Origin of the sequence: Curtobacterium sp. MCSS17_011 (assembly GCF_003224275.1) — a bacterium.
Classification (GTDB): domain Bacteria; phylum Actinomycetota; class Actinomycetes; order Actinomycetales; family Microbacteriaceae; genus Curtobacterium.
Window position 1 is genome coordinate 26,963 of sequence record NZ_QKLE01000017.1, and the last position, 22,599, is coordinate 49,561.

A 22,599-nucleotide genomic window follows, 5' to 3' on the forward strand; every position below is an offset into this window, starting at 1 on the left:
CACTGCCCGGTCCGGAGCGATGTCGATCAGGTTCATTGTGGTGAGGGTTGGACGGTCCGAGGGTCGGCACGGAGTCCGGTGCGGGAGGGCGCCCGCGGTGTGGGGGAAGGTACTACCGCCGCGGTACGGGGGTTCGGGGACCGTGTGGTCCCCGAACCCCCGTCCGGTGGTCGCGAGGCAGGATACCTGCTCGCGCTTCGGTCTCTAGGAGACCTGGATCAGTTCTTGACCTCGATGTCGTAGTACAGCGGCACCGAGTTCCAGCCGAACTTGACGTTCGACACGTTGTCCGCGTTCCAGACACCGGTCACGTTGGAGTACCAGAGCGGGATCTCGGGCAGGTCCTCGAACAGGAGTTCCTGAGCCTGGTCGAAGGACTTGTTGCCCTCTTCGACGGTCGCAGCCGAACGGCCCTCGGCGAGCAGCTCGTTGTACTCCTTGGAGTCGTACCGCGAGTAGTTGTTCGACGAGCCCTCACCCATGGTCGGGCCGAGGAAGTTGTACAGCGACGGGTAGTCGGCCTGCCAACCGGTCCGGCTTCCGCCCGTGAGCTTGTCGTTCGTCTGCAGGTCCAGGGCTTCCTGGAACGTCGGGATCGCGTTGCCCTCGGCCTTGATGCCGAGCGTGTTCGAGATCGAGTTCGTGACTGCGGTCACCCACGCCTCGTGGCCACCATCGGCGTTGTAGGTGATGGTGAGGGTGTCGTCGTACTTCGAGATCTTGTCGGCCTCGGCCCAGAGCTTCTTGGCCTCGGACTCGTCGTAGTCGAGGACGTCCGAACCATCGAGGTCGTCGTTCCAACCGGCGATCACCGGGGAGGTGAAGTCCTTGGCCGGGGTGCGGGTGCCGTCGAAGATCTTGTCGGTGATCTGCTTGCGGTTGATCGCCATCGAGACGGCCTCGCGGCGCAGCTTGCCCTCTTCACCCTTCCAGTGGTCGAGGTAGTAGGGCAGGTAGATCGCCTGGAAGATCGCGGCGGGCTGGTTGACGTTCGAGTCCGGGAAGTCGGACTTGTAGGTCTTGAACGCGCTGTCCGGCACGGCGTCGAGGACGTCGAGGTTGCCGCCCTGGGCGTCGGAGTACGCGGTGTCCTGCGAGGCGTAGAACGTGATCGTGAGACCACCGTTCTTCGGCTTGCGCTTGCCCTCGTAGTCCTTGTTGGTGACGAGCTTGATGGACTGGTTGTGGGTCCAGGCCTTCTTGCCGTCGAGCTTGTACGGACCGTTGCCGATCGGGTTCTCACCGAACGCCTTGGTGTCGTCGTAGAACGCCGAGGGCAGCGGCACGAACGCCGAGTAGCCGAGCGACAGCGGGAAGTCGGACTGCGCCGACTTCAGCGTGACGGTGAACTCGTCGTCGTCCACGACCTTGAGGCCGGTGAGCTCGGAGTCCTTGTCGGCGTTGTAGCCCTCGATGTTCTCGAAGAAGTAGCTGGCGCCCTGGGCGTTCGACTTCTGGGCTGCCCAGTTCCACGCCTTGGTGAACGACTCGGCCGTGACCTTCTCGCCGTTCGTGAAGGTGTAGTTCGTGTTCAGCGTGATGTCGAAGGTCTTGGAGTCATCGGTGTCGATGCTCTTCGCGACCTCGTTGACCGGCTTGCCGTCGGCGTCGTACGAGACGAGGCCTTCGAAGAGCGAGTCGATGATCTTGCCGCCACCGGTCTCGGTGGTGTTCGACGGGATCAGCGGGTTCTGCGGCTCGCTGCCGTTCGTGGTGACGATCCCGGACGCGTTCGCCGAGCCCGAGTCACCGCCGTTCGACGAGCTGTTGCTGGAGCAGGCGGTCAGGGCGAGTGCTGTGGCCCCGAGCACGGCGAGGGCTGAGAGCCCGGCGCGCTTCTTGATCAAGGTTCCTCCTGGTGCATGGGACGCGCAAGGGCACAGCGGTGTCACCCGGGCGCGTTTGACCTCTGCACTGTAGGCAAGGTGAACAGCGGCGTCCAAACCCAGGGGCGAACGGTTACACGCCGGTAACCAACTTGCACGATCCTTGCGAGAAGATGCAACATTCGGGCGCGTGCCGGTGAAGGGTGCGTTTTTGTTGCATCTGAATGAAATCTGTTGCACTCCGTCACACTTCTGTGCAAGCCGGGGGACGGACGAGCATCGCTCAGGGGTACGGCTCGGGGGCCGCGTCGAGCGGTCAGGACCTGCCGTGGGTGGCGCGCCGAGTGGTCGCGAACTGTCGGTCGGCGCGGGTTCTGGCGACGGTCCGTGACCACTCGCCGGAACTGAGCGGGGTGTTGTGACCGCCTGGGACCGCTCGGGCTGGCCGAACGCGACCTGCCCCGCCCGGACACGACCGTGCCCCGCCCGGAGAACCGGACGGGGCACGAGGCGCGGGGCACGGTGCGCGGTGCGCGGTGCGCGGTGCGACGATCACCACGGGGGGTCGGCGCCGGTCGGGATCAGGCGAACGCCTCGATCGGCGGGCAGGCGCACACCAGGTTGCGGTCACCGTAGGCCTGGTCGATGCGGCGCACCGGCGGCCAGTACTTCCGGCCGCTGATGCCCGGCAGCGGGTAGACGGCCTGCTCGCGGGTGTAGGCGTGCGCCCACTCCCCCGAGATCACCGACGAGGCGGTGTGCGGCGCGTGCACGAGCGGGTTGTCGTCCGCCGGCCACTCCCCGCGCTCCACCGCTGCGGCCTCGGCACGGATGGCGAGCATGGCGTCGACGAAGCGGTCGAGTTCGGCCAGGTCCTCGCTCTCGGTCGGTTCGACCATGAGCGTGCCCGCGACCGGGAACGACATCGTCGGCGCGTGGAACCCGTAGTCCACCAGGCGCTTCGCGACGTCGTCGACCGTGATGCCGGTGGTGTCCCGCAGCGGGCGGAGGTCGAGGATGCACTCGTGCGCCACGAGTCCGTCGTCGCCCGTGTACAGCACCGGGAACGCGTCGCGCAGACGAGCCGCGATGTAGTTCGCCCCGAGCACGGCGGCCTCGGTCGCACGGGTCAGCCCCTCGAGCCCCATCATCCGGACGTAGGTCCACGTGATCGGCAGGATGCTCGGGCTGCCGTACGGCGCCGCACTGACCGGACCACCGGCGTGGGCAAGGCGGTCGTCCGCCTCGGCGACGGTGGCACCGGAGCGCCGGTCCGCCTGCTGCGCGAACGGGTGGCCGGGCAGGAACGGCGCCAGGTGCGCCTTCGCGGCGACGGGTCCCACGCCGGGGCCGCCACCGCCGTGCGGGATGCAGAAGGTCTTGTGCAGGTTGAGGTGCGACACGTCGCCGCCGAAGTCACCGAAGCGGGCGTGGCCGAGCAGCGCGTTGAGGTTCGCACCGTCGACGTAGACCTGGCCGCCGACGTCGTGCACGGCGTCGCAGATCTCGCGGATGTCGTGCTCGTAGACGCCGTGGGTGGACGGGTACGTGATCATCAGGGCCGCGAGGGTGTCGGCGTTGGCGGCGACGCGCGCCCGGAGGTCCTCGAGGTCGACGTTGCCGTTCTCGTCGCAGGCCACGACGACGACCCTCATGCCGGCGAGCACCGCGGACGCCGCGTTCGTGCCGTGGGCGCTCGACGGGATCAGGCAGACCGTGCGCTCGCTGTCGCCGTTGGCCTGGTGGTAGCCGCGGATGGCCAGCAGGCCGGCGAGTTCACCCTGGCTGCCGGCGTTCGGCTGCAGGGACACCGTGTCGTACCCGGTGACCTCGGCGAGCCACGACTCGAGGTCACCGATCATGTCGAGGTACCCATCGACGTCCTCGCGCGGCGCGAACGGGTGGACGTTCGCGAACTCCGGCCAGGTCACGGCGGCCATCTCGGTCGCTGCGTTGAGCTTCATCGTGCAGCTGCCGAGCGGGATCATGCCGCGGTCGAGCGCGTAGTCCTTGTCGGACAGGTGCTTGAGGTACCGCATCATGCGGGTCTCGCTGCGGTGAGCGCTGAACACGGGGTGCGTCAGGTAGTCGCTCTCGCGCTGCAGGGCGGCCGGGAGGCCCGTGGCCGCGTCGCGCACGGCGGTCTCGGTCGCGGGTACGGTCACGTCCACCGCCCCGAGCACGCCCGCGAGCGCCACGACGTCGTCTGGCGTGGTCGTCTCGTCGACGGACAGCTGGAACGTGTCGGCGTCCACGACGTGCAGCAGGTAGCCGGCGTCCTGCGCTGCCGCCACGATCGCCTCGGCGCGACCGACGGATCGCAGGGTGAGCGTGTCGAAGAAGGCGTCGTGCACGAGCTCGACCCCGGCGTCACGCGCCACGGCGGCGAGCGCACCCGTGGTCCGTGCGACCCGTCCGGCGATGAACCGCAGACCCTCGGGCCCGTGGTAGACCGCGTACATCGAGGCCATCACGGCCAGCAGGACCTGCGCGGTGCAGATGTTGCTCGTCGCCTTCTCGCGGCGGATGTGCTGCTCGCGGGTCTGCAGGCTGAGGCGGTAGGCCATCGCTCCGTCGGCGTCGAAGGACACCCCGACCAGGCGACCGGGCAACTGGCGCTCGAGGCCGGCGCGCACGGCGAGGTAGCCGGCGTGCGGGCCACCGAAGCCGAGCGGGACGCCGAAGCGCTGGCTCGTGCCGACGGCCACGTCGGCACCGAGGTCGCCGGGGCTGGCGAGCAGGGTCATCGCGAGCAGGTCGGCTGCGACGACGGCGATGCCGCCACCGGCGTGGACCCGCTCGATCACGGACGACGGGTCGACGATGCGGCCCGAGGCGCCCGGGTACTGCACGATGACGCCGAACGCACCGTCGAGCTGGTCGTCGCTCGGGCCGTCGACAGCATCGAACGCGCGCAGCGTGATGCCCACGGCGTCGGCACGGTGGTCGAGCAGCGCACGGGTCTGCGGCAGCAGGTCGGCGTCGACGAGGAACGCGTCACCCTTGACCTTGGACGCGCGGCGGGCGAGGAGCATGCCCTCGACCACGGCGGTGCCCTCGTCGAGCATCGAGGCGCCGGCGGTGGCCATGCCGGTCAGGTCGGACACCATCGTCTGGAAGTTGATGAGCGCTTCGAGGCGGCCCTGCGAGATCTCCGGCTGGTAGGGCGTGTACGCCGTGTACCAGCTCGGGTTCTCGAGCACGTTCCGCTGGATCACCGCGGGCGTGTGGGTGCCGTGGTAGCCGAGTCCGATCATGGCGCGGCGGACGGTGTTGCGGCCGGCCTTCGCGCGGAGTTCGGCGAGCGCCTCGGTCTCGCCGACGGCGGCCGGGATCACCGAGTCCGCGACGGGACCCACGTGGATGGACTCCGGGATCGCCGCACGGACCAGGGCGTCGAGCGACGGCTGCCCGACGACGTCGAGCATGGCCTGCTGGTCGGCCGGGGTGGTGCCGATGTGGCGGTCGGCGAAGGTCGTCTGGAGGTTCTCGAACGCGGTCATGCGATGGAGGCCCGGTACGCGTCGTGGTCCATGAGGTCCTCGGGGAACGAGGTGCCGTCGACCTTGATCTTCACGAGCCAGCCGGCACCGAAGGGGTCCTGGTTGACGGTGTCGGGGGTGTCGACGACGGCGTCGTTGACCTCGACGACCTCGCCCTCGATCGGGGCGAAGAGCTCGCCGACGCTCTTGGTCGACTCGATCTCGCCGATCTGCTCACCGGCGGTGGTGGCGGTGCCGACGGCGGGGAGCTCGACGTAGACGACGTCCCCGAGCTGCTCGGCGGCGTGGTCGGTGATGCCGACGGTGACGGTGTCGCCCTCGACGAGCAGCCACTCGTGGTCGGCCGTGTACTGGAGTGCGGTCTGGTCGGTCATGGGGTCAGCCTTTCGAGGCGCGGCGGTAGAAGGGGAACGCGGAGACCGTGCTGGGGACGGCAGAGCCGCGGACGTCGATGTGGAGGACCTGTGCCCCGTCCGACACGGCGGCGAGCGCGGCCGGGTCGACGAAGGCCATCGCGACGGGGTGTCCGAGCGTCGGCGAGAGCGCACCCGAGGTCACGGTGCCGACGATCGTGCCGTCGAGCACGACGTCGTAGCCGGCCCGGGGCGCACGACGCCCCTCGGTCACCAGGCCGACGAGCACGCGGGCGCCCTCGGACGGGGTGACCCCCGCCGCACCGACGAAGTCGCCGTCCTTCGCGACGACGCGGCCGAGCCCGGCCTGGGCCGGACGGACGTCGGTGCCGAGCTCGTGCCCGTACAGGGGCATCCCGGCCTCGAGCCGCAGGGTGTCCCGTGCGGCCAGCCCGGCGGGGACGACCCCGCGGTCGGCTCCGGCCTCGAGCAGGGCGTCCCAGAGCACCGGGGCGGTGTCGGGGTCGCTGTAGACCTCGAAGCCGTCCTCGCCCGTGTACCCGGTCCGCGCGACGAGCACGTCGGCACCGTCGAACAGCGCGTGCAGCACGCGGTAGTAACCGAGTTCGTCGAGCGGGGTCTCGGGCTGCAGGCGGTCGGCGACGACGAGCGCGTCGAGCGTGCCGGCAGCCGCGGGGCCCTGGATCGCGACGAGGGCCGTGGTGTCGGAGTCGTCGGAGACCTCGACGGCGAAGCCGTCGGCCCGGACGGTGAGCGCGCTGACGGCGACGTCGCGGTTCGCGGCGTTCGCGACGACGAGGAACACGTCGCCCTCGGTCCGGTACACGACGAGGTCGTCGAGGATCCCGCCGTCCTCGGCGAGGAGCAGCGAGTACTTGGCGCGGCCGACCGGCATCGCCCCGAACGACCCGGCGAGCGCGTGGTCGAGGAAGGCGACGGCGCCGGGGCCGGTCACGCCGATCTCGGCCATGTGCGACAGGTCGAAGACCCCGGCGGCCTGGCGCACGGCGTGGTGCTCGGCGAGGTCCGACGAGTAGCGCACGGGCATCCGGTACCCGGCGAAGTCGGTGAAGGTCGCACCGGCGGCCTCGTGGACGGCTTCGAGCGGCGACGAACGCTGACCCGGCGTGGGCAGTGGGGACGGACTCATGGCGGAGTTCTCCTGGCATCGGCAGGGCCCGGCGACGATCGCCGGGTGGAACTCCCCCTCTGTCATGGGCCTGAGAGTTTCACCGCGGCCCGTGAGGTCCGGCGGCTTTCACCGTGGGCGAGACGACCGAGCGTCTGCTTTTCAGAGTGGCCTGTCCGCTGCGGTGTGGGACCTGAGAGATTGACGGGGGGATTGCTCCTTCGGTGCCGTGCGTGCGCCCGAGGGCACGACGTACCCGGAGGTACGTGCACGGCGTCTCCCGCGACGGATGAGCGGCCGGTGTTCAGTTGTCCGCGACGAGCATACCGAGACCGCGTTACGAGCGTGTGTCGTGGTCCGGCCTTCGACATCTCGTAGAATGCCGGGATGGCCGGACAACGATCGCGCCCCCGCGGGCAGCTGGAGCAGGCGGTGCTCGACGCACTCCGCTCCGCCGACTCCGGGCTCACCGCACGCCAGGTGCTCGACGCGTTCCCGGAGCCCCGCCCCGCACTGACCACCGTGCTCACCGTGCTCGACCGGCTCGGCCGCAAGGGTCAGGTCGAACGCGAGCAGCACGACGACGCTCCCCTGACGTTCCGTGCCGTGCACAGCCGTGACGAGCAGACCGCGTCCCTGATGTCGAGTGCGCTGGCCGCCTCGGCCGACCGCGAGGCCGCACTGCTGCAGTTCACCGGGTCGCTCGCCTCGGACGACCTCGAGGCCCTGCGGCGCGCCCTCGACGCCCGCGCCCGCTCCTGACCGGCTGCGCACCGTGGTCGTCGCCGGCATCGCGCTCATCGTCCTCGCACTCGCGGTGGTGGTGTTCGCGCCCCGGGTGCTGACCCGTTCCGCCTGGACGATCGACCTGCCCCGCACCGCGCTGGTCTGCTGGTCGGTCGCGGTGCTGCTCGGCGCCGTCGACTTCGTGGCGGGCATCACCCTCGTCGTGCTCGCCGACCGCCCGGTCACCGAACTGTTCGGCGGCGACAGCTCCCCCACGCACGGCTTCAACGTCGGCGTCGCGCTGCTCGCGGTCGTGGCGTTCGTCGTCGCGGTGCGGGTGCGTCCCGGCCCGGAGCACGAGGCCGTCCGCCAGGCGATGCGCGCAGGCGTCGCCCCGCCCCGCGAGATCGACGGCACCCCGGTCGCTGTCGTCGAGGCCGACCACGCGCTGGCGTGTGCGGTCCCGGGTCGGAGCGGCGGCGTGCTCGTCAGTACCGGCTTGGCAGACCGGTTGCGCACCGACGAACTGGAGGCAGTGGTCGCCCACGAACGCGCCCACCTGACCCAGCACCACGCGGCTGCGGTCGCGGTCGCCGAATCGATCGAGCGTGCGGTCCCGTGGGTGCCCGGCGCACGCGCCATGGCGCGGTCGACGCGCGTGCTCGTGGAGTTCGCCGCGGACGACGCGGCGGCCCGTCGGGTCGGACGCGACGCCCTGCGCCGGGCGGTGCTGGTGGCGGACGGGAGCAGTCCGCTCGGCGCGATCCGGGCCTCCAGGCTGTCGTGAGCGGACACGTGTCGGGGGCGAGGCATATGGTGATCGCACCGTGAAGCCACTGACCGAAGCCGACATCCGAACCTCGTTCGTCAACGCCACCCCCGACGAGCTCGAGCAGCTACCGATCCCGGGCCTGCACGAAACCCTGTGGGACGAACGTGAGTTCCTGGGGTGGCGCGACCCGCAGGCCGCCCGCCGCGGGTACATCGTGTCCTGGATCGACGAGCGCCCGGTGGGCATCGTCGTCCGGTCCGCTGGTGGGTCACTGCGCCCGGGCATCGCCGCGATGTGCTCGTTCTGCCACTCACCACAGCCCGCCACCCAGGTGCGGCTGTTCTCCGCACCCCGCGCCGGTGAGGCCGGGCGCAACGGCAACACCATCGGCACCTACATCTGCGAAGACCTCGGGTGCCCGATGCTCATCCGCACTGCGCCGCCGCACCTGAACCCGCCGGCGACGATCGCGATGCGCGGTGCCGCACTGCTGCAGCGGGTGCAGAACTTCACCGCGGACATCATGAAGTCGGCGTGAGCCGGTTCGGCACCGCCCGGTGGGCCGTGGTCGAGGAACTCGGCGACGGCCGGTGGCGACTGACCCTGCGGGACGACGCCGACGACGAGCTCGGCGCGTTCGGCCTGGGCGTCGAGGGGCCGTGGGACCCGGACGTCGAACCGCACGTCGGGTTCGTGCTCGTGCAGCTCGGGCTGACGTTGCGCGGGGCTCGGCCGTGGCGCATCGACGAACTCGGTGACCACCGGGCGCCCGTCCTGTCGCTCGGCTGAGCGAGGACGCCCGACCGCTCTCCGTTCTCGCAGGCACTCGGCTCGGTCAGTCGGCGGCGACGAAGTTGCGCAGGATCTCGCGGTCATCGTCGGCGCGCATGGCCCACGCGAGCTCGCTGCGGTGGTCGCTGCCTTCGAGCGGCAGGAGCGCCACCGTGTCGGGAGCGGCGAGCGCGGCGCTCTCCGGCACCACCGTGACACCGAGGCCCACCCCGACCAGGTGCAGCACGGTCGCCCAGGTCGTGGCCTCCTGCACGATGACGGGCTGGCGACCACCTGCGGTGACCGGCGCGAGGTTGCGCTCGGTCGCCAGGGCTCCCGCGACCGCCGGGAAGAACACGAACGGCTCGTCGACCAGCTCGGTGCCGCGGATGCGATCGCGGTCCGCCAGGCGGTGGCCGCGCGGGACGGCGGCGACGAAGGCCTCGGACCGGAACGGCAGCAGCCGCACGGCGGGGTCCGGGTCTGCGTCACGGACGACGGCGAGGTCGAGCTCGCCGCGGACGATCCGGGCGAGCAGGGTCGACGAGTACCCCTCGGTCAGTTCGACCCGGACCAGGGGGTAGCGCTCGCGGAACGCCTGCACGCGTTCGATCGGACCGAGGGGCAGCGCGGAGACGACGAACCCGACGTCGAGCCGACCGACCTCGCCCCGCCCGACCCGCACCGTCTCGTCGAGGTCCCGTCGCACCTGCCCGAGCAGCGACCGCGCACGGCCCTGCAGCACCCGGCCGGCTGCGGTCAGGGCCACACTGCGGCTGGTCCGGACGAACAGGTCGACCCCGAGCGCGCGTTCGGTCCGCCGGATCTGCTGGGACAGCGCTGGCTGGGCGATCCGCAGCTGCTCGGCCGCCCGGCCGAAGTGCAGCTCGTCGGCGACGGCCAGGAACGCCCGCAGCTGCCGGAGGTCGACGTCGGGTTCTCGATCCATGCACCCAGCGTATCGATCAGCGCGAACGAGTATTGGACGTGACTGCATCGTCCATCGAGGATGGTTGCATGCCCGAAGCGACCTCCACCGTCACCATCGCCGACCTCGCCACCCCCGCGGACGCCGAAGCGTTCCGCACGCTCAACGAGGCCTGGATCACCCGGTACTTCACCCTCGAGGACGAGGACCGCGTGTTCCTCTCCGATCCCGTCGGCCGGGTCGTGGAGCGGGGCGGGGCCGTCCTGGTCGCCCGGCTCGACGAACAGGTCATCGGGTGCATCGGGGTCGTGCCCACCACCCCCGGCGTGTTCGAGCTCGTGAAGATGGCCGTCTCCCCCGACCACCAGGGGCACGGCACCGGGCGGAAGCTCATCACCGCGGCACTCGACCGGGCACGCGAACTCGGCGCACGCCGCCTCGACCTGGAGAGCAACGCGCAGCTCACCAGCGCCGTGCACCTGTACGAGGCGTTCGGCTTCCGGCACCTGCGCGAGGACGAGATCGCCCCGAGCCCGTACGTGCGGGCCGACGTGCACATGACGCTCGAGCTGCGCTGACGTTCGACCGGCACTGACGTTCGGCCTGCACTGACGTTCGGCCTGCACTGACGGCGGCCCGGTCCCGGTACGCTCGCGGCATGGCGACGTACGAGGTGCAGGCGGTCCGCGAGGCCGGCGCGTGGCAGGTCTTCATCGACGGCTTCATGGTGACCGAGGTGTCCCGGTGGCCGTCCGTCGGGTTCGTGGCCCGCGAGCTCCTCGCGATGGACCGCGACGACGACCTGCGCATCCGCGTCGTCGGCCGCAACCAGTACGTGGCCTGACCGCAGCGCAGCGCGATGTCCCGGGCCGTCAGCGAGCCGCGGCGACCAGTTGTTGGGCTCGCTGGTGCGAGACGTGGAGCAGCGGTCCGATCTCACGCACCGTGAGCCCGGACTCGTGCAGGACCAGCGCCGCGGCGGCCGTCTCCTTCGCTGCCTCGACGCGTGCGCGCTCGGCCTGCTCGCGGAGCGCGACCGCACGGTCCAGGTGCGCTTGCGCCGCTTCGGGCATCGCCACCTCGACGACGAGTTCGAAGGAATCCGGATCGCGGTCGTCGTTCATCAGCGAGAGCCAGTCGCGGGCCATCAGCTCGATCTCTCGTTCGCGCTTCGCCTGCGTCCGGATCACGCCGTCGATCCAGATCACCCAGTACTTCTTGCCGCGCTCCGCGCGCACCGTGTGTCGGCTCATCGTCGTCCATCTCCTCGTCGGTCGCAGTCACGGAGGATGCCGCGCGCCGTCATCTCCTCCACCTCTCGATGTCTCGGAACGACGATCGTGTTCCGACCGAAGCGGAACAGGTCATGGCTGCCGCCCTGTCGGTGGAACACGAACTCGACGTCGTTCTCGTCAGCCTTCCGAGCGAGCCGGCGGAGCAGCTCCGTGCGCTTCACCCTAGTTGGCAAACCCCTGCTAGGCAAGCTTGCCTATCTCGGTTGGACAAGGGCCATTCGTGTCGCTCCATGAACCGACCGTGGCGGCCCACGAGCGCCGTTCGGGAGCGTCCCCGTGATCGGTGGACTGATTTCAGTCAGGCCGAGTTGGGGAGGACGAGCCTCCCGGCCGCGTCACCGGCATGCGCCGGTCAGGAGCAGGTCACGCGACGTGCCAGACCAGCCCCTCCTGCGCGCTCGACGGGTACGCCGAAGCGATCCGGAACACGGCCTCGCGCAGGGTCTCCGGCGAGCACGCCAGGTTGAGCCGGACGAACCCGCGCCCCTCGGACCCGAACCCGAGCCCGGAGTTCAGCGCGACGTACGCGTTCTCGCGCAGCGGCATGGCCGGGTCGTCGCCGAGACCGATGCCCCGGAAGTCGAGCCAGGCCAGGTACCCGGCGCGAGGCCGGGTGTAGACGACCCCGGGCAAGTGCTCGGCGAGGAGCTTGGCGAGCAGCCGGTCGTTCGCCACGATGCGCGCCACGACGTCGTCGAGCCAGTCCGTCGCCAGGGTGAACGCCGCCAGGTTCGCGTGCAGCCCGAGGATGCTCGTGCGGCAGGCGACCTCCTCCCACAGGGTGTCGAGGAGCGCGGCGGTGCGGGGATCGCCGGCGACGATGACCGAACACTTCACACCGGCGAGGTTCCACCCCTTGCTCGCGCTCGTCACGCAGACGCTCCGGGCCCCGAGTGGTTCGGCGACGGCGGCGAACGGGGTGAACTGCACGCCGGGGTGGGTCAGGGGCGCGTGGATCTCGTCGCTGATGACGAGGACGTCGTACTTCGCGGCCAGTTCGGCGATCGCGACGAGGTCGGCCCGGTCGTGCACGAGTCCGACGGGGTTGTGCGGGTTGCAGAGCAGGAAGACGCCGACCCCGTCGGCGAACGCCCGCTCGAGGCCCTCGAGGTCGAGCCGGTACTGCCCCCACTGCTCGAGCAGTGGGACCTCTTCGACCTGACATCGAGCCTCTTCGACGAGCTCGAAGAACGGCGGGTACACCGGAGGCGTGATCGCGACGCGGCCGCCGTCGGGCAGCGCCAGCCGGAGCGACTCGACGATCCCGACGCTGACGTCGGTGGCCAGGTGGATCCGCGACGGGTCGATCTCCCAGCCCCAGCGGTCCAGCGCGAACTGCGCGAAGGCGGGAGCGAGCGGCCCGGGGCCGTCGAGGTACCCGAGGTCGGACTGCGAGACCCGCTCGATCAGGGCCTGCCGGATCGCCGGCGCGACGTCGTGGTCCATCTCGGCGACGAACAGGGGCAGCACGTCGGGCGCGTACCGCGTCCACTTGATGCTCGTCCGGACCCCACGGAGCGTGCCGACCGGGTCCTGCTCGTCGCTCGCCATGCGTCCCAGCATGCCCCTGCCCGGAGGCCCGGCGCGACTCCCGACGTCATCCCACGTCGTCTTCGGGTCGGCTCGCGGCCGGGGGCCGCCCCGTCGGCCTACGCTCGCCCCATGAGCACGAGCACCGCCGACAAGGCCGTCACCCTCAAGCAGCTGCACGAAGCCCCCGAGATCCTGCGCGTCGTGAACGTGTGGGACGCGATCACCGCCAAGGTCGTCAGCGACCTGCCCGGCACGAAGGCGATCGCCACCGCCGGGCACTCGATCGCCGCGTCGTACGGGTACGAGGACGGCGGCATGCCCCTCGACCTCGCGCTGTCCGGGGCGGCGATCGTCGCCGCCGCCACGGACCTGCCGGTCACCGCCGACCTGGACGACGGCTACGAGGATCCCGCCGAGACGATCCGCCGCGCCATCGGCTCGGGCATCGTGGGCGCCAACGTCGAGGACCGTTTGCGGCCCTTCGACGAGGCGGTCGCCCGCGTCGCCGCGATCACCGCTGCGGCACAGGCCGAGGGCGTCGACTTCCAGCTGAACGCCCGCACCGACGCGATCGTGCGCGGCGGCGAGCGCCCGATCGACGAGAGCATCGAGGACGCGATCGCCCGCGGCAAGGCGTTCCTGGACAACGGCGCCGCCCTGGTCTTCGTGCCCGGGGCGATCGAGCGTTCCGTGGTCGAGCGACTCGTCGCCGGTCTGGGCCGCGGCAAGCTCTCGGTCATCGGCCTGCCCGGCGCACTGGCCGCCGCGGAGTACGAGGCACTCGGCGTCGCCCGCATCTCGTACGGTCCGCTCACGCAGCGGGTCGCGCTGCGCGCGCTCCGTGACCTGGCGACCGACCTGTACGCCGACGGCGTCGTACCGGAGGACACCCCGGTCCTGAACTGACGGAGCGGACGGACGGGAGGCCCGGTGCCAGCTGGCACCGGGCCTCCCGCGCGTCACGTGGTCGCGATCGCGACCCGCTCAGCTCAACCGAGCGCCGGGTACAGCGCGGGCGCGGTGCGCGCGTGCGTCTCCTGCTCGAAGGCGTAGCCGAGGCCGATGACCGTGCTCTCGTCGAACGAGCGGCCGAGGAACTCCAGGTTCACGCCGGCGCCGGTGATCGTGTTGTCGGCAGCGGTCGCCTGGCCCATCGGGACGGTGATCGCCGGCATGCCGGTGTTCGGGCTGAGGCGCATGTTCGTCGACTGCGTGCTGTACGGCGTTCCCGACGGGTAGACGAGTGCGTCGAGGTCCTGGTCGTCGAGCATCTGCGTCACGAGCTGCTTGCCGGTGGCGAGCTGCGTCGTGTGCGACCCCGTCGGGCCGGCCCACGCCTGGTACTGCGCGTCGGTGATCAGGTCACGCGACTGGTAGGTGCTCTTGCGGCTCGGCACGTACTCGCCCGAGGCCAGGATGCCCTGCAGCGAGCGTGCGGCGACGTCGGGGTCGAGGTGCTTCGCGACGTACTCGTCCAGGTCGTGCTTGAACTCGTTCGTGCTGCCGCTGCCCTCGGACAGGACCCGGTTGAAGGCCGTCGTCGCGGTGATCGGGACGACGGTGGCACCGGCGGCCTGGAGCTTCGCGACGGAGGCGTCGAACAGGCGCTTCGTCGTGGCGTTCGTGCCGACCATGCTCGTCACGTAGCCGATGCGGGCGCCCTGCAGGGAGTCGGCGTCGAGCGACGATGTGTACGACGTCGGCACCTTGCCGGCCTGCGCACTCGTCGCCGGGTCCGCCGCGTCCACGCCGGTCACGGCGTCGAGCGCGACCGCCGCGTCCGTCACCGAGCGCGCGATCGGGCCGCCGGTGTCCTGGGACAGTGCGAGCGGGATGATCCCGTCGCGGCTGGTCAGACCGACCGTCGGTCGGATGCCGACGAGTTGGTTGTACGTCGACGGCACGCGGATCGAGCCGCCGGTGTCGGTACCGAAGCCGATGCCCGCGAGGTTCGCGGAGATCGCAGCACCGGTGCCGCCACTCGAGCCACCGGCCGTCTGCGCCGTGTTGTACGGGCTGGCGACCAGGAGCGACGAGCCGGCGGGCTGGTTCGACGAGAACTCCGAGACGAAGCCGAAGGCGAACTCGTCGAGGCTGGCCTTCGCCAGGATCACGGCGCCGGCGTCGCGCAGGCCGGTGACCATGGCGGCGTCGGTGTCGGTCTGGTTGTCGTCCCAGCAGCCGCAGCCGCCCGTGGTCGGCATGTCCTTCGTGTCGTAGTTGTCCTTCACCGCGATCGGCACGCCGAGCAGCATGCTCGTCATCCCGTGCTCCGCGCGCTCGGCGTCCGCGGTCTTCGCGGCGGCCAGGGCGTCGGCGTTGGTGGTGACGATCGAGTTGAGCGCACGCCCGGTCGACGCGGTGTCGACCTTCGTGCGGTCGTACGCGGCGATGCGGTCGAGGTAGTCCTGCGTGATCGCGACCGACGTGGTGACGCCTGCGTTCATCGCGGCCTGCATGTCGATGGTCGACGCCTCGACGAGCTGGAACGGGCCGTCGTCGTAGATCATCCGCTGGGACAACCCGGCCAGGTCGGCGACGGTGATGGTGCCGTCGGCGTCGGTGTCCGCGGCGCTGACCGTCGCCCAGTCGGTGCTCGCGGTGGTCGCACCGAGGTGGTCGGTGAGCACGGCGAGGTCGGCCCGGGTGACCTGGTCGTCGCCGGTCAGGTCGAGGTCCGTGTAGTACGGCGCAAGCATGGCGGCGGGGCTGGCGTCGACTGCCGCGGGTGCTGCGGCGGCCGTGATCGCGGGGGTCGCGGCGAGGACGGTGCCGACGAGGGCGATGAGCGAGGCGCTGGCGACGGCGGTGCGCTTCTTGCTGGAGGCCTGCTTGCGGGAGGCCTGCTTCGTGGCGGCCTGCTTCGTGGCGGTCATGCGGAGGCTCCGGTGCGGTCGCGGCGGGCACGACGGGCCCGCAGGGTGATCAGGGTGCCGCCGGCTGCGAGCAGTGCGATGGACGCGGCGATCCACGGGGCGACGTCGGCACCGGTCCAGGCGAGGTCGCCGCCGGTCGGGCGGTCGTCCCCGCCGGTGGCGGCCACGGCGGTGGCGCCGCTGGTCGGGTCGGTGGGGTCGCTCGGGTCGCCGGTGCCGCCGCCCGTGCCGGTGCCGGGCTGCGTGGTCGCTCCCGGGGTCGGCGTGGCGCTCGGGGCGGGCGTCGGAGTGGCCGTCGCTGCCGCGGCGATCGCGATCGTGGTGCTCGCCGGGTCGTCGAGGGTCGTCGACGTACCGTCGGTGCCGACGAGGGTGATGCTCGTGACGTCGAGGTCGACGCTGCCGACGGCCGTCGGGGTCAGCGAGATCGAGGTGGCCAGGTCGCCTTCGAGTGCCGGCGAGGTGCCGAGGCGGGTGTGCACGATCGTCAGGGCGTCGCCGTCCTGCTCGACGCTGTCGAAGCCGCCGTCCGGGCCGGTGACGCTGTCGTCCCGGTACTCCACCGAGTCGGCCTCGAGCGTGATCTCGTACGCGTAGACGTCGGCGGTGTCCGGGATCGTCAGGTCGACGTCGAACGCCGTGCCGACGGTCACGGTGGCCGGGGCGTCGATGGTGGCGGTGGTCGCGGTGGGCGCTGCCTGGGCCGGAGCGGCCGTCAGGACGGCGAGGCCGAACGCCCCGGCGGCGACGAGCGTCGAGGAGACGATCGTCGCGCGGGGGCGCAGCCGTGGTCGGTGCTGCATGGGCGCAGTTCCTTCGGGTGGGGTGGAGGGGTGCTGAGCGGGTACTCAGTGATCCGAAAGCTAACGCGGCGCTGTTTCCGGTTCTGGCCCGGCACGTTTCCGCCCCGTTACGGCTCGTTCCTGCCGCTACTGTCGTGCCATGTCGCTCGACGTCGAAGCCCTGCTCACCCCGCCCTCCCCCGTCGCTGCGCGCGCACTGGACGTCGTGCGGGCATGGTCCGAACCCGCCCTCGTGCACCACTGCCTGCGCTCGTGGGCCTGGGCCGTCCTGCTCGCCCCGACGGTCGACCTCGAACCGGACCCCGAGCTGCTCTTCGTCGCGACGATGCTGCACGACCTCGGCGTCACCCCGTCGTTCGACGCCCACCGGGTGCCCTTCGAGGACGCCGGCGGCGCCGTGGGTTCGGTCTTCGCGCTCGGTGCCGGGTGGGACGCCGTGCGAGCCCGTCGGGTCGGTGAGATCATCGAGCGGCACATGTGGCGGTCCGTCGACCCGGAGCTCGACGCCGAAGGACACCTGCTCGAGGTGGCGACCTCGCTCGACGTCTCCGGTGTCGGCTTCGACACGTGGTCGTCGGACGACCTGCGGGACGTCACGGCGGCGCTGCCCCGCCTGGACTTCTCGGCGTCGTTCGACGGGCTGATCCACGAACAGGCTTCGCGCAAGCCTTCCTCGGCCGCAGCCCGCCTCGACGGCTCGGGGAACGTTGCCCTCGGCGGGGACCGCTGGGCGGCCTTCCTGGCGTCCTGACGCTCGTTCCGGTCGCTCGCTGGACTTCTCGGCGGGGTGGGCGTATAGTGTCAGGTTGGTGCACTGCAGCGAACCCATCTGACTCGCGCACACCGATCTCTCGACACCGACTCACCCGAGTCGCATTCCACTCGAGACACCGCTCGATCCGAACGGACGAGCTGCACGTTGAAACTCGACGTGCGCGCCCCGCACTCGATGCGTCGCGCTGGACTGAAACGTCCGCCGACACCGAGTCGCCCTGGCGCCGAATGACCAGGAAGTACAGCACCATGACCAGCAACGAACGAATCACCGTGTTCGGGACCGCACTCGCGGCCCCGACGATCACCCCCGACCGCATCGCCGAGTTCCCGGTGCGCGACGACCGCTCGCAGCGCGAGTACCTCGTCCGCATCGCGGCCGACGACCTGGGGACCTTCGTCACCCGGGGCACCCGGCTCGACGCCGTCGGCGAGGCCGGCTGGACCGTGCCCGGCCGCTCCTGGGCGGGCGAGGCCAGCCGCACCCTGCTGCAGGCACAGTCCGTGCAGGCGGGCGGGATGGCCCTCGCGGCCTAGGTCCCACCAGCACCACCACGAAGCGCCGCCGAGTTCGCTCGGCGGCGCTTCGTCGTTCCTCGGGCAGCCCTGGTGTGACCAGTCAGTACTCGCCCTTGATCACGAAGAACGAGCCGCGGATCGTGCCCGCGAGCTTCGACCGCTGCCGGGCGAACTTGAACTTGTCGGCGAGCTCCCCCGGCACTTCCATGCCGTCGGAGAGCTTGAACCCGACCGCTCGCTTGCCGCCCGGTTCGAGTGTGTAGAGCACGTTGATCGCCAGGCCGGACTCGTAGAAGACGTAGGTCCAGCGGACGCCGTCGACCACTGTTTCGGTGGCCTCGAGCGGCGGGGACGCGATCACGAGCCCCCGCTCCTCCACGAGTACGCGGGCGACGTACTCGACCAACTCGCAAGCCTCGGCGGCAGGACGTGTGGTGAGTTCGTGGTCGTACTTGTTCTTGAAGTACCGGGCCTCGTTCGCACGGAGGCCGGCGAGCGCATCCGCCACCGGCGATGTCTCGAGCCCCACCGTGGAGACGTTCACGAAATCGACGACGTACGACATGGGGCTCCTCGGGCACTCGGACGACCCGAATCTAGTCCCACTACGCCACTTCACCAGCAAGGGCGACTCCTCTATAGTCGAGAGCTATAGGGAAGGTCGCCATGCGGATCGAACGTGCTGCGGAGTTGATCCGCGCCGCCCGCGAAGACCTCGGTCTCTCGCAGACCGGTCTCGCTGCCGCCGCCGGCATGCAGCAGCCCACCATCTCGGCGTACGAGAGCGGACGGAAGCGGCCGCGCCCGGAGTCGCTCCGGCGGATCCTCGAAGCGGCCCACACCCGCCCGAGCATCCCGCTCGCCATCTACGCCGACGCGATCCTCGACGAGGCGAAGCGCTTCCACCTCGACGACGTCCGCGTCTTCGGCTCCGCGGTCCGCGGGCAGGACACCGAACGCAGTGACATCGACCTGCTGGTCCACCTGACCCCCGCGGCATCGCTGTTCGATCTCGGTGGATTCGCGCACGAGGTCGAGCGCATCACCGGTTTCGAGGTCGACGTCCTCACCGACGACCTCGAGGACGACGAGCACTTCGCCCACGTCCTCGACGAAGCCGTGCCGCTGTGATGCCGACTCCCCGGTTCACTCCTCGGCCCCGCAACGACCGTGACCCTGCTGCCCTCGAAGAGCGGTGGCCGTCGCTGCAGGCCAGCTTCCTCGACCTGCTCGCCGAGTGCTCCAAGATCGTCGAGCACGGGCGGAGCGAGTTCGACGCGACCCGCAGCCTCACCTACCGAGCAGCCGAAGCGGTCATCATCCACTTCGATGACCTGCTCGGTCGCATCCCCCAGGACCGGGAGGCACGACTTCCGTCCGACCTGTCACTCGCGGCGGTCCGGAAGACCCGCAACATCCTGTCCCACGACTACCGGAAGGCACGGAAGGAGATCGTCTGGGACGCGATCGAGCACCGCATCCCCGCGGTCATCCTGGCGCTCGTCGACTGAGGGCAGTGACCCGTTCAGTTGGATAACGAGCGATCGAGCGCGCGCGCAATGGCATCGAAGAGACCCAGGGGCTCGTAAGTCGACTCGGTTCCGCCCGCCGTCATCCACTCTCTGCGGTGCTCCGGGTCATCCGAGCTCGAGTACAGAACGACGGGAAGCGACTTCGTCCGCTGGCGGATCACCTTCAGGAGGTCGTAGCCAGCACGCAGCTCGTCTCGTCGCCGCATATCGGTTACGACCAGGTCAAACCTGTTCTCAGCGTCGAGCAGGTCGACAGCTTCCTGAGTGCTTCGAACAAGGACCGATCGATTCCCGACCCCGTCGAGGACCTGCCGTTCGTTGCGCACCCAATCGGGATTGTCGTCGACCCAGAGGACCAGACCTGGTCGGACGCTTCGCAGCTCGCTCAGGATCTCGCCAGCATGAGCGGACTGCGATGCGCTGAGTCGTTCTCCGGTCTTGCTCTCCTGAGCGTCGTTGAGAGCCTGCGCGACATCCGCCAGCCGACGTTCGAGTCGGCGGTGCCTCGTCCGCTGGATCTGCGCCTCGGTGGCGCTCGCTTGCCTTTGCAGAACGTAGATGCCGACAGCGAGTGCCACCCCGAAGGCGGTGACCACGAAGCCAAGGACCCCGAACGGAGTGACGCCCGCGTCTGCCCAGAGCCTGACCCAGAACGACGCCAGGAATGCAGCCATCGCAGCGACGCCGACTGTCCACAGAGCGACGGTAATGCGGCGCCGCACTCTCGCCTCAGCTCCCGAAACACGGTCATCGATTCTCATGAGATCCCCCTACTCACGATGGATCAGTTGTTGAAGCGGAACTCCACCACGTCGCCGTCCTGCATGACGTAGTCCTTGCCCTCGATGCGGGCTTTGCCGGCAGCGCGGGCCTCGGCGATCGAGCCGGCTTCCATCAGGTCGTCGAACGAGATGACCTCGGCCTTGATGAAGCCCTTCTCGAAGTCGGTGTGGATGACGCCGGCAGCCTGGGGAGCTTTCCACCCCTTGCCGATCGTCCACGCACGGGCTTCCTTCGGACCGGCCGTCAGGTAGGTCTGCAGCCCGAGGGTGTCGAACCCGATCCGTGCGAGCTGGTCGAGGCCCGACTCGGTCTGACCGGTCGACTCGAGCAGCTCGGCGGCGTCGGCCGGGTCGAGGTCGATGAGCTCCGACTCGACCTGGGCGTCGAGGAACACGGCCTGCGCCGGGGCGACGAGCGCGGCCAGTTCGGCCTTGCGGGACTCGTCGGTCAGGATCGCCTCGTCGACGTTGAAGACGAAGATGAAGGGCTTGGCGCTGAGCAGGCCGAGTTCGGCGATCGGCGACAGGTCGATCTTGGTGGCGGACAGCAGCGTGCCCTGCTCGAGCGCGGCACGGGCCTCGCGAGCGGTCTCGAGCACGATCGGCTCGGTCTGCTTGAGCTTCACGGTCTTCTCGTACCGCGGGAGCGCTTTGTCGATGGTCTCCATGTCGGCGAGGATCAGCTCGGTGTTGATGACCTCGAGGTCGTCCTTCGGGGAGACCTTGTTCGCCACGTGCACGACGTCGTCGTCGGTGAAGCCGCGGACGACCTGCGCGATGGCGTCGGCCTCGCGGATGTTGGCGAGGAACTTGTTGCCCAGGCCTTCGCCCTCGCTCGCGCCCTTCACGATGCCCGCGATGTCGACGAACGACACCGGCGCCGGCACGGTCTTCTCCGAGTGGAAGAGCTCAGCGAGCTGGTCGAGCCGCGAGTCCGGCAGGTTCACCACCCCGACGTTCGGCTCGATCGTCGCGAACGGGTAGTTCGCGGCGAGGACCTGGTTCTTGGTCAGGGCGTTGAACAGGGTCGACTTGCCGACGTTCGGGAGACCGACGATTCCGATGGTGAGAGCCACGGAAGAAGAGCCTACCGGCGGCGGCCTGTCGGAGCCGACCCGGGCCTCCAGTCCGTCCGTCATCACAGCGGACGCGACCCGCCCATCTGGGGCCGCAGGGCGCTGACGCGCCGCTCGACGACGTCGAAGACGTCGGCCTGCAGCCGCTGCGAGCGCCGCCAGTCGCCGGCCACCTGCAGCGAGTGGTCGGCACGGTCGACGGTCTGGAGGCGCGCAGCAGTCCCCGAGACCCGCTCGGGCCGCCACATGGTGTCGTCTCCACCCCCGATCGCGACGTGCACCTCGGTCGCGGCGGCGAGTGCTGCCGCGACGTCATCGTGGGTGAGGACAGGCGTCAGCCAGACGCCGGGCACCTCGTGACGGACCGCCCACGGCAGGGCGAAGCAGCCGAACGACTTCGCGACGACGAGGTCGGGCAGCCGGTCCCCCAGGGCGGCGGCGACAGCGGTCTCGACGAACCCGACCGGATCGGCACCGGCAGCGTCGTCGACCTGCCAGCGTGGCGCGACGACCTCGCACCCCGAGGCGAGAGCGATCTCGCTCGTCCACCAGAGCAGCGGCGCCTGCTGCCCGTAGCCGGCACCGGCGAGCACCAGGACGAGCGGACGTCGGTCGGCCTCGTTCCCCATGTGGCGAGGGTAGCCACACGCAACGCCGACGGGAACGGAGGGCTATGTCGGCACCCCGTGCGACGATCGGGACCGTGCCGTTGAACTTCACCGCGATCGACTTCGAGACCGCCAACAGCTCGCCCGCCAGCGCCTGCTCCGTGGGCCTCGTGAAGGTCCGTGCCGGCCGTGTCGTCGATCGAGCGTCGTGGTTCATCCGCCCGCCGTTCGGGCACGATGCCTTCCTGGAGTGGAACACGCGCATCCACGGCATCGTGGCCGAGGACGTCACGCACGCCAAGACGTGGGAGCAGCAGTACCCCGACCTGGTGGCCTTCGCCGAGGGCGACGTCCTGGTGGCCCACAACGCCCGCTTCGACATGGGCGTCATCGCCGGTGGGTGCTCAGCGACGGGCATCGACCTGGCCGAGCACCACTCGCTGTGCTCCCTGGCGGTCGCCCGCAAGACCTACACGCTCGACTCGTACCGACTGCCCGTCGCCGCGATGGCCGCCGGGTTCGAGGGGTTCCAGCACCACGACGCCGCCGCCGACGCCGAGGCCTGCGCCGCGATCGTCGTGCACGCCGCCGGGCACCACGGGGTCGAGACGGTCGAAGCGCTCGGGGCGGTGACCCGGGTGACGATCGCCCCGGTCCGCGCGCGTGCCGAGAAGCCGAAGGGTTCGAACCAGCCGCGGCTGTCGAACCGGCCGATGGTCTTCGCCGACTGACGGTCGTCGCTGGCTGCCGCTCTGCGCTGGCTGGCGCAACG

26 protein-coding genes and 1 riboswitch are annotated in these 22,599 nt (G+C 70.3%); of the genes, 12 read left to right on the forward strand and 14 right to left on the reverse strand.

Going from position 1 to position 22,599, the window contains the following annotated elements:
* Nucleotides 1–218: 218 nt before the first annotated feature.
* The 4 genes from DEJ17_RS12070 to gcvT form a co-directional block, all read right to left on the reverse strand.
* Nucleotides 219–1,847: an ABC transporter substrate-binding protein gene (locus tag DEJ17_RS12070; RefSeq protein WP_110894174.1), complete on the reverse strand. Its 1,629-nt coding sequence runs from the start codon at nucleotides 1,845–1,847 to the stop codon at nucleotides 219–221.
* Between the two features lie 560 nt (nucleotides 1,848–2,407).
* A complete protein-coding gene (gene gcvP / locus DEJ17_RS12075) occupies nucleotides 2,408–5,329 on the reverse strand; it encodes an aminomethyl-transferring glycine dehydrogenase (RefSeq protein WP_110894176.1) in 2,922 nt (973 codons plus the stop codon).
* The gene (gene gcvH / locus DEJ17_RS12080) at nucleotides 5,326–5,703 is read right to left on the reverse strand and encodes a glycine cleavage system protein GcvH (RefSeq protein ID WP_110860585.1); all 378 of its coding nucleotides are present in this window, start codon (nucleotides 5,701–5,703) and stop codon (nucleotides 5,326–5,328) included. The genes gcvP and gcvH overlap by 4 nt, the downstream gene beginning before the upstream one ends.
* Nucleotides 5,704–5,707: 4 nt before the next feature.
* The gene (gene gcvT / locus DEJ17_RS12085; RefSeq protein WP_110894178.1) at nucleotides 5,708–6,853 is read right to left on the reverse strand and encodes a glycine cleavage system aminomethyltransferase GcvT; all 1,146 of its coding nucleotides are present in this window, start codon (nucleotides 6,851–6,853) and stop codon (nucleotides 5,708–5,710) included.
* 151 nt (nucleotides 6,854–7,004) lie between these two features.
* Nucleotides 7,005–7,125: riboswitch (glycine riboswitch) on the reverse strand.
* Between the two features lie 94 nt (nucleotides 7,126–7,219).
* Between gcvT and DEJ17_RS12090 the strand changes: the two genes are divergently transcribed.
* From DEJ17_RS12090 to DEJ17_RS12105, 4 genes are read left to right on the forward strand one after another with little or no spacing between them, the layout of a single operon-like run.
* Nucleotides 7,220–7,594 carry a BlaI/MecI/CopY family transcriptional regulator gene (locus DEJ17_RS12090; protein ID WP_110894180.1) on the forward strand — a complete coding sequence of 125 codons (375 nt, stop codon included), beginning with the start codon at nucleotides 7,220–7,222 and terminating at the stop codon, nucleotides 7,592–7,594.
* A gap of 13 nt (nucleotides 7,595–7,607) precedes the next feature.
* Entirely contained in the window at nucleotides 7,608–8,345 is a 738-nt protein-coding gene (locus DEJ17_RS12095) for a M48 family metalloprotease (protein ID WP_110894182.1), read from the forward strand.
* A gap of 40 nt (nucleotides 8,346–8,385) precedes the next feature.
* Nucleotides 8,386–8,868 (forward strand): FBP domain-containing protein, encoded by a 483-nt coding sequence (locus DEJ17_RS12100; RefSeq protein WP_110894185.1) that lies wholly within the window; start codon nucleotides 8,386–8,388, stop codon nucleotides 8,866–8,868.
* A complete protein-coding gene (locus DEJ17_RS12105) occupies nucleotides 8,865–9,119 on the forward strand; it encodes a hypothetical protein (protein WP_110894187.1) in 255 nt (84 codons plus the stop codon). The genes DEJ17_RS12100 and DEJ17_RS12105 overlap by 4 nt, the downstream gene beginning before the upstream one ends.
* Before the next feature lie 46 nt (nucleotides 9,120–9,165).
* Here the strand turns inward: DEJ17_RS12105 and DEJ17_RS12110 are convergent, their stop codons facing one another.
* Nucleotides 9,166–10,050: a LysR substrate-binding domain-containing protein gene (locus DEJ17_RS12110; RefSeq protein WP_110894189.1), complete on the reverse strand. Its 885-nt coding sequence runs from the start codon at nucleotides 10,048–10,050 to the stop codon at nucleotides 9,166–9,168.
* A 68-nt stretch (nucleotides 10,051–10,118) separates the two neighbouring features.
* On the opposite strand from DEJ17_RS12110, the gene DEJ17_RS12115 reads away from it, so the two are divergent.
* Nucleotides 10,119–10,607 carry a GNAT family N-acetyltransferase gene (locus DEJ17_RS12115; protein ID WP_110894191.1) on the forward strand — a complete coding sequence of 163 codons (489 nt, stop codon included), beginning with the start codon at nucleotides 10,119–10,121 and terminating at the stop codon, nucleotides 10,605–10,607.
* Between the two features lie 80 nt (nucleotides 10,608–10,687).
* Entirely contained in the window at nucleotides 10,688–10,873 is a 186-nt protein-coding gene (locus DEJ17_RS12120; protein ID WP_017887087.1) for a hypothetical protein, read from the forward strand.
* 28 nt (nucleotides 10,874–10,901) lie between these two features.
* On the opposite strand, the gene DEJ17_RS12125 is transcribed toward DEJ17_RS12120, so the two are convergent.
* From DEJ17_RS12125 to DEJ17_RS12135, 3 genes are all read right to left on the reverse strand, one after another.
* Entirely contained in the window at nucleotides 10,902–11,282 is a 381-nt protein-coding gene (locus DEJ17_RS12125) for a hypothetical protein (protein WP_110894193.1), read from the reverse strand.
* Nucleotides 11,279–11,485, reverse strand: a complete 207-nt coding sequence (locus DEJ17_RS18200) for a type II toxin-antitoxin system HicA family toxin (RefSeq protein WP_110894195.1) — start codon at nucleotides 11,483–11,485, stop codon at nucleotides 11,279–11,281. The genes DEJ17_RS12125 and DEJ17_RS18200 overlap by 4 nt, the downstream gene beginning before the upstream one ends.
* Nucleotides 11,486–11,687: 202 nt before the next feature.
* Nucleotides 11,688–12,875 (reverse strand): MalY/PatB family protein, encoded by a 1,188-nt coding sequence (locus DEJ17_RS12135; protein ID WP_258366791.1) that lies wholly within the window; start codon nucleotides 12,873–12,875, stop codon nucleotides 11,688–11,690.
* 111 nt (nucleotides 12,876–12,986) lie between these two features.
* On the opposite strand from DEJ17_RS12135, the gene DEJ17_RS12140 reads away from it, so the two are divergent.
* On the forward strand, nucleotides 12,987–13,763 hold the full coding sequence (locus tag DEJ17_RS12140) for an isocitrate lyase/phosphoenolpyruvate mutase family protein (protein ID WP_110860601.1): 777 nt from the start codon (nucleotides 12,987–12,989) through the stop codon (nucleotides 13,761–13,763).
* A gap of 83 nt (nucleotides 13,764–13,846) precedes the next feature.
* On the opposite strand, the gene DEJ17_RS12145 is transcribed toward DEJ17_RS12140, so the two are convergent.
* The gene (locus DEJ17_RS12145; protein WP_110894199.1) at nucleotides 13,847–15,733 is read right to left on the reverse strand and encodes an amidase family protein; all 1,887 of its coding nucleotides are present in this window, start codon (nucleotides 15,731–15,733) and stop codon (nucleotides 13,847–13,849) included.
* Complete coding sequence (locus tag DEJ17_RS12150) at nucleotides 15,730–16,536, reverse strand: hypothetical protein (protein ID WP_110894201.1); 807 nt, start codon at nucleotides 16,534–16,536, stop codon at nucleotides 15,730–15,732. The genes DEJ17_RS12145 and DEJ17_RS12150 overlap by 4 nt, the downstream gene beginning before the upstream one ends.
* A 139-nt stretch (nucleotides 16,537–16,675) precedes the next feature.
* Between DEJ17_RS12150 and DEJ17_RS12155 the strand changes: the two genes are divergently transcribed.
* Both DEJ17_RS12155 and DEJ17_RS12160 read left to right on the forward strand, forming a co-directional pair.
* Nucleotides 16,676–17,287 carry an HD domain-containing protein gene (locus DEJ17_RS12155; protein ID WP_110894202.1) on the forward strand — a complete coding sequence of 204 codons (612 nt, stop codon included), beginning with the start codon at nucleotides 16,676–16,678 and terminating at the stop codon, nucleotides 17,285–17,287.
* Between the two features lie 272 nt (nucleotides 17,288–17,559).
* Nucleotides 17,560–17,847: a hypothetical protein gene (locus DEJ17_RS12160; protein WP_146239709.1), complete on the forward strand. Its 288-nt coding sequence runs from the start codon at nucleotides 17,560–17,562 to the stop codon at nucleotides 17,845–17,847.
* A gap of 82 nt (nucleotides 17,848–17,929) precedes the next feature.
* Here the strand turns inward: DEJ17_RS12160 and DEJ17_RS12165 are convergent, their stop codons facing one another.
* Nucleotides 17,930–18,394 (reverse strand): phage tail protein, encoded by a 465-nt coding sequence (locus DEJ17_RS12165; RefSeq protein ID WP_110894206.1) that lies wholly within the window; start codon nucleotides 18,392–18,394, stop codon nucleotides 17,930–17,932.
* Nucleotides 18,395–18,495: 101 nt separating this feature from the next.
* Between DEJ17_RS12165 and DEJ17_RS12170 the strand changes: the two genes are divergently transcribed.
* On the forward strand, nucleotides 18,496–18,960 hold the full coding sequence (locus tag DEJ17_RS12170) for a helix-turn-helix domain-containing protein (RefSeq protein WP_110894208.1): 465 nt from the start codon (nucleotides 18,496–18,498) through the stop codon (nucleotides 18,958–18,960).
* Complete coding sequence (locus tag DEJ17_RS12175) at nucleotides 18,960–19,340, forward strand: HepT-like ribonuclease domain-containing protein (RefSeq protein WP_110894210.1); 381 nt, start codon at nucleotides 18,960–18,962, stop codon at nucleotides 19,338–19,340. The genes DEJ17_RS12170 and DEJ17_RS12175 overlap by 1 nt, the downstream gene beginning before the upstream one ends.
* Nucleotides 19,341–19,354: 14 nt before the next feature.
* Here DEJ17_RS12175 and DEJ17_RS12180 read toward each other — a convergent pair whose 3' ends face one another.
* The 3 genes from DEJ17_RS12180 to DEJ17_RS12190 all read right to left on the reverse strand — a co-directional run bounded on the left by DEJ17_RS12180 (nucleotide 19,355) and on the right by DEJ17_RS12190 (nucleotide 21,848).
* Complete coding sequence (locus DEJ17_RS12180) at nucleotides 19,355–20,122, reverse strand: response regulator (protein ID WP_146239710.1); 768 nt, start codon at nucleotides 20,120–20,122, stop codon at nucleotides 19,355–19,357.
* A gap of 23 nt (nucleotides 20,123–20,145) precedes the next feature.
* A complete protein-coding gene (gene ychF, locus DEJ17_RS12185) occupies nucleotides 20,146–21,219 on the reverse strand; it encodes a redox-regulated ATPase YchF (RefSeq protein WP_027464533.1) in 1,074 nt (357 codons plus the stop codon).
* A 62-nt stretch (nucleotides 21,220–21,281) separates the two neighbouring features.
* The gene (locus DEJ17_RS12190) at nucleotides 21,282–21,848 is read right to left on the reverse strand and encodes a hypothetical protein (RefSeq protein ID WP_110894214.1); all 567 of its coding nucleotides are present in this window, start codon (nucleotides 21,846–21,848) and stop codon (nucleotides 21,282–21,284) included.
* Nucleotides 21,849–21,892: 44 nt separating this feature from the next.
* On the opposite strand from DEJ17_RS12190, the gene DEJ17_RS12195 reads away from it, so the two are divergent.
* On the forward strand, nucleotides 21,893–22,558 hold the full coding sequence (locus tag DEJ17_RS12195; RefSeq protein WP_181421155.1) for an exonuclease domain-containing protein: 666 nt from the start codon (nucleotides 21,893–21,895) through the stop codon (nucleotides 22,556–22,558).
* The last annotated feature ends 41 nt before the right edge of the window (nucleotides 22,559–22,599 follow it).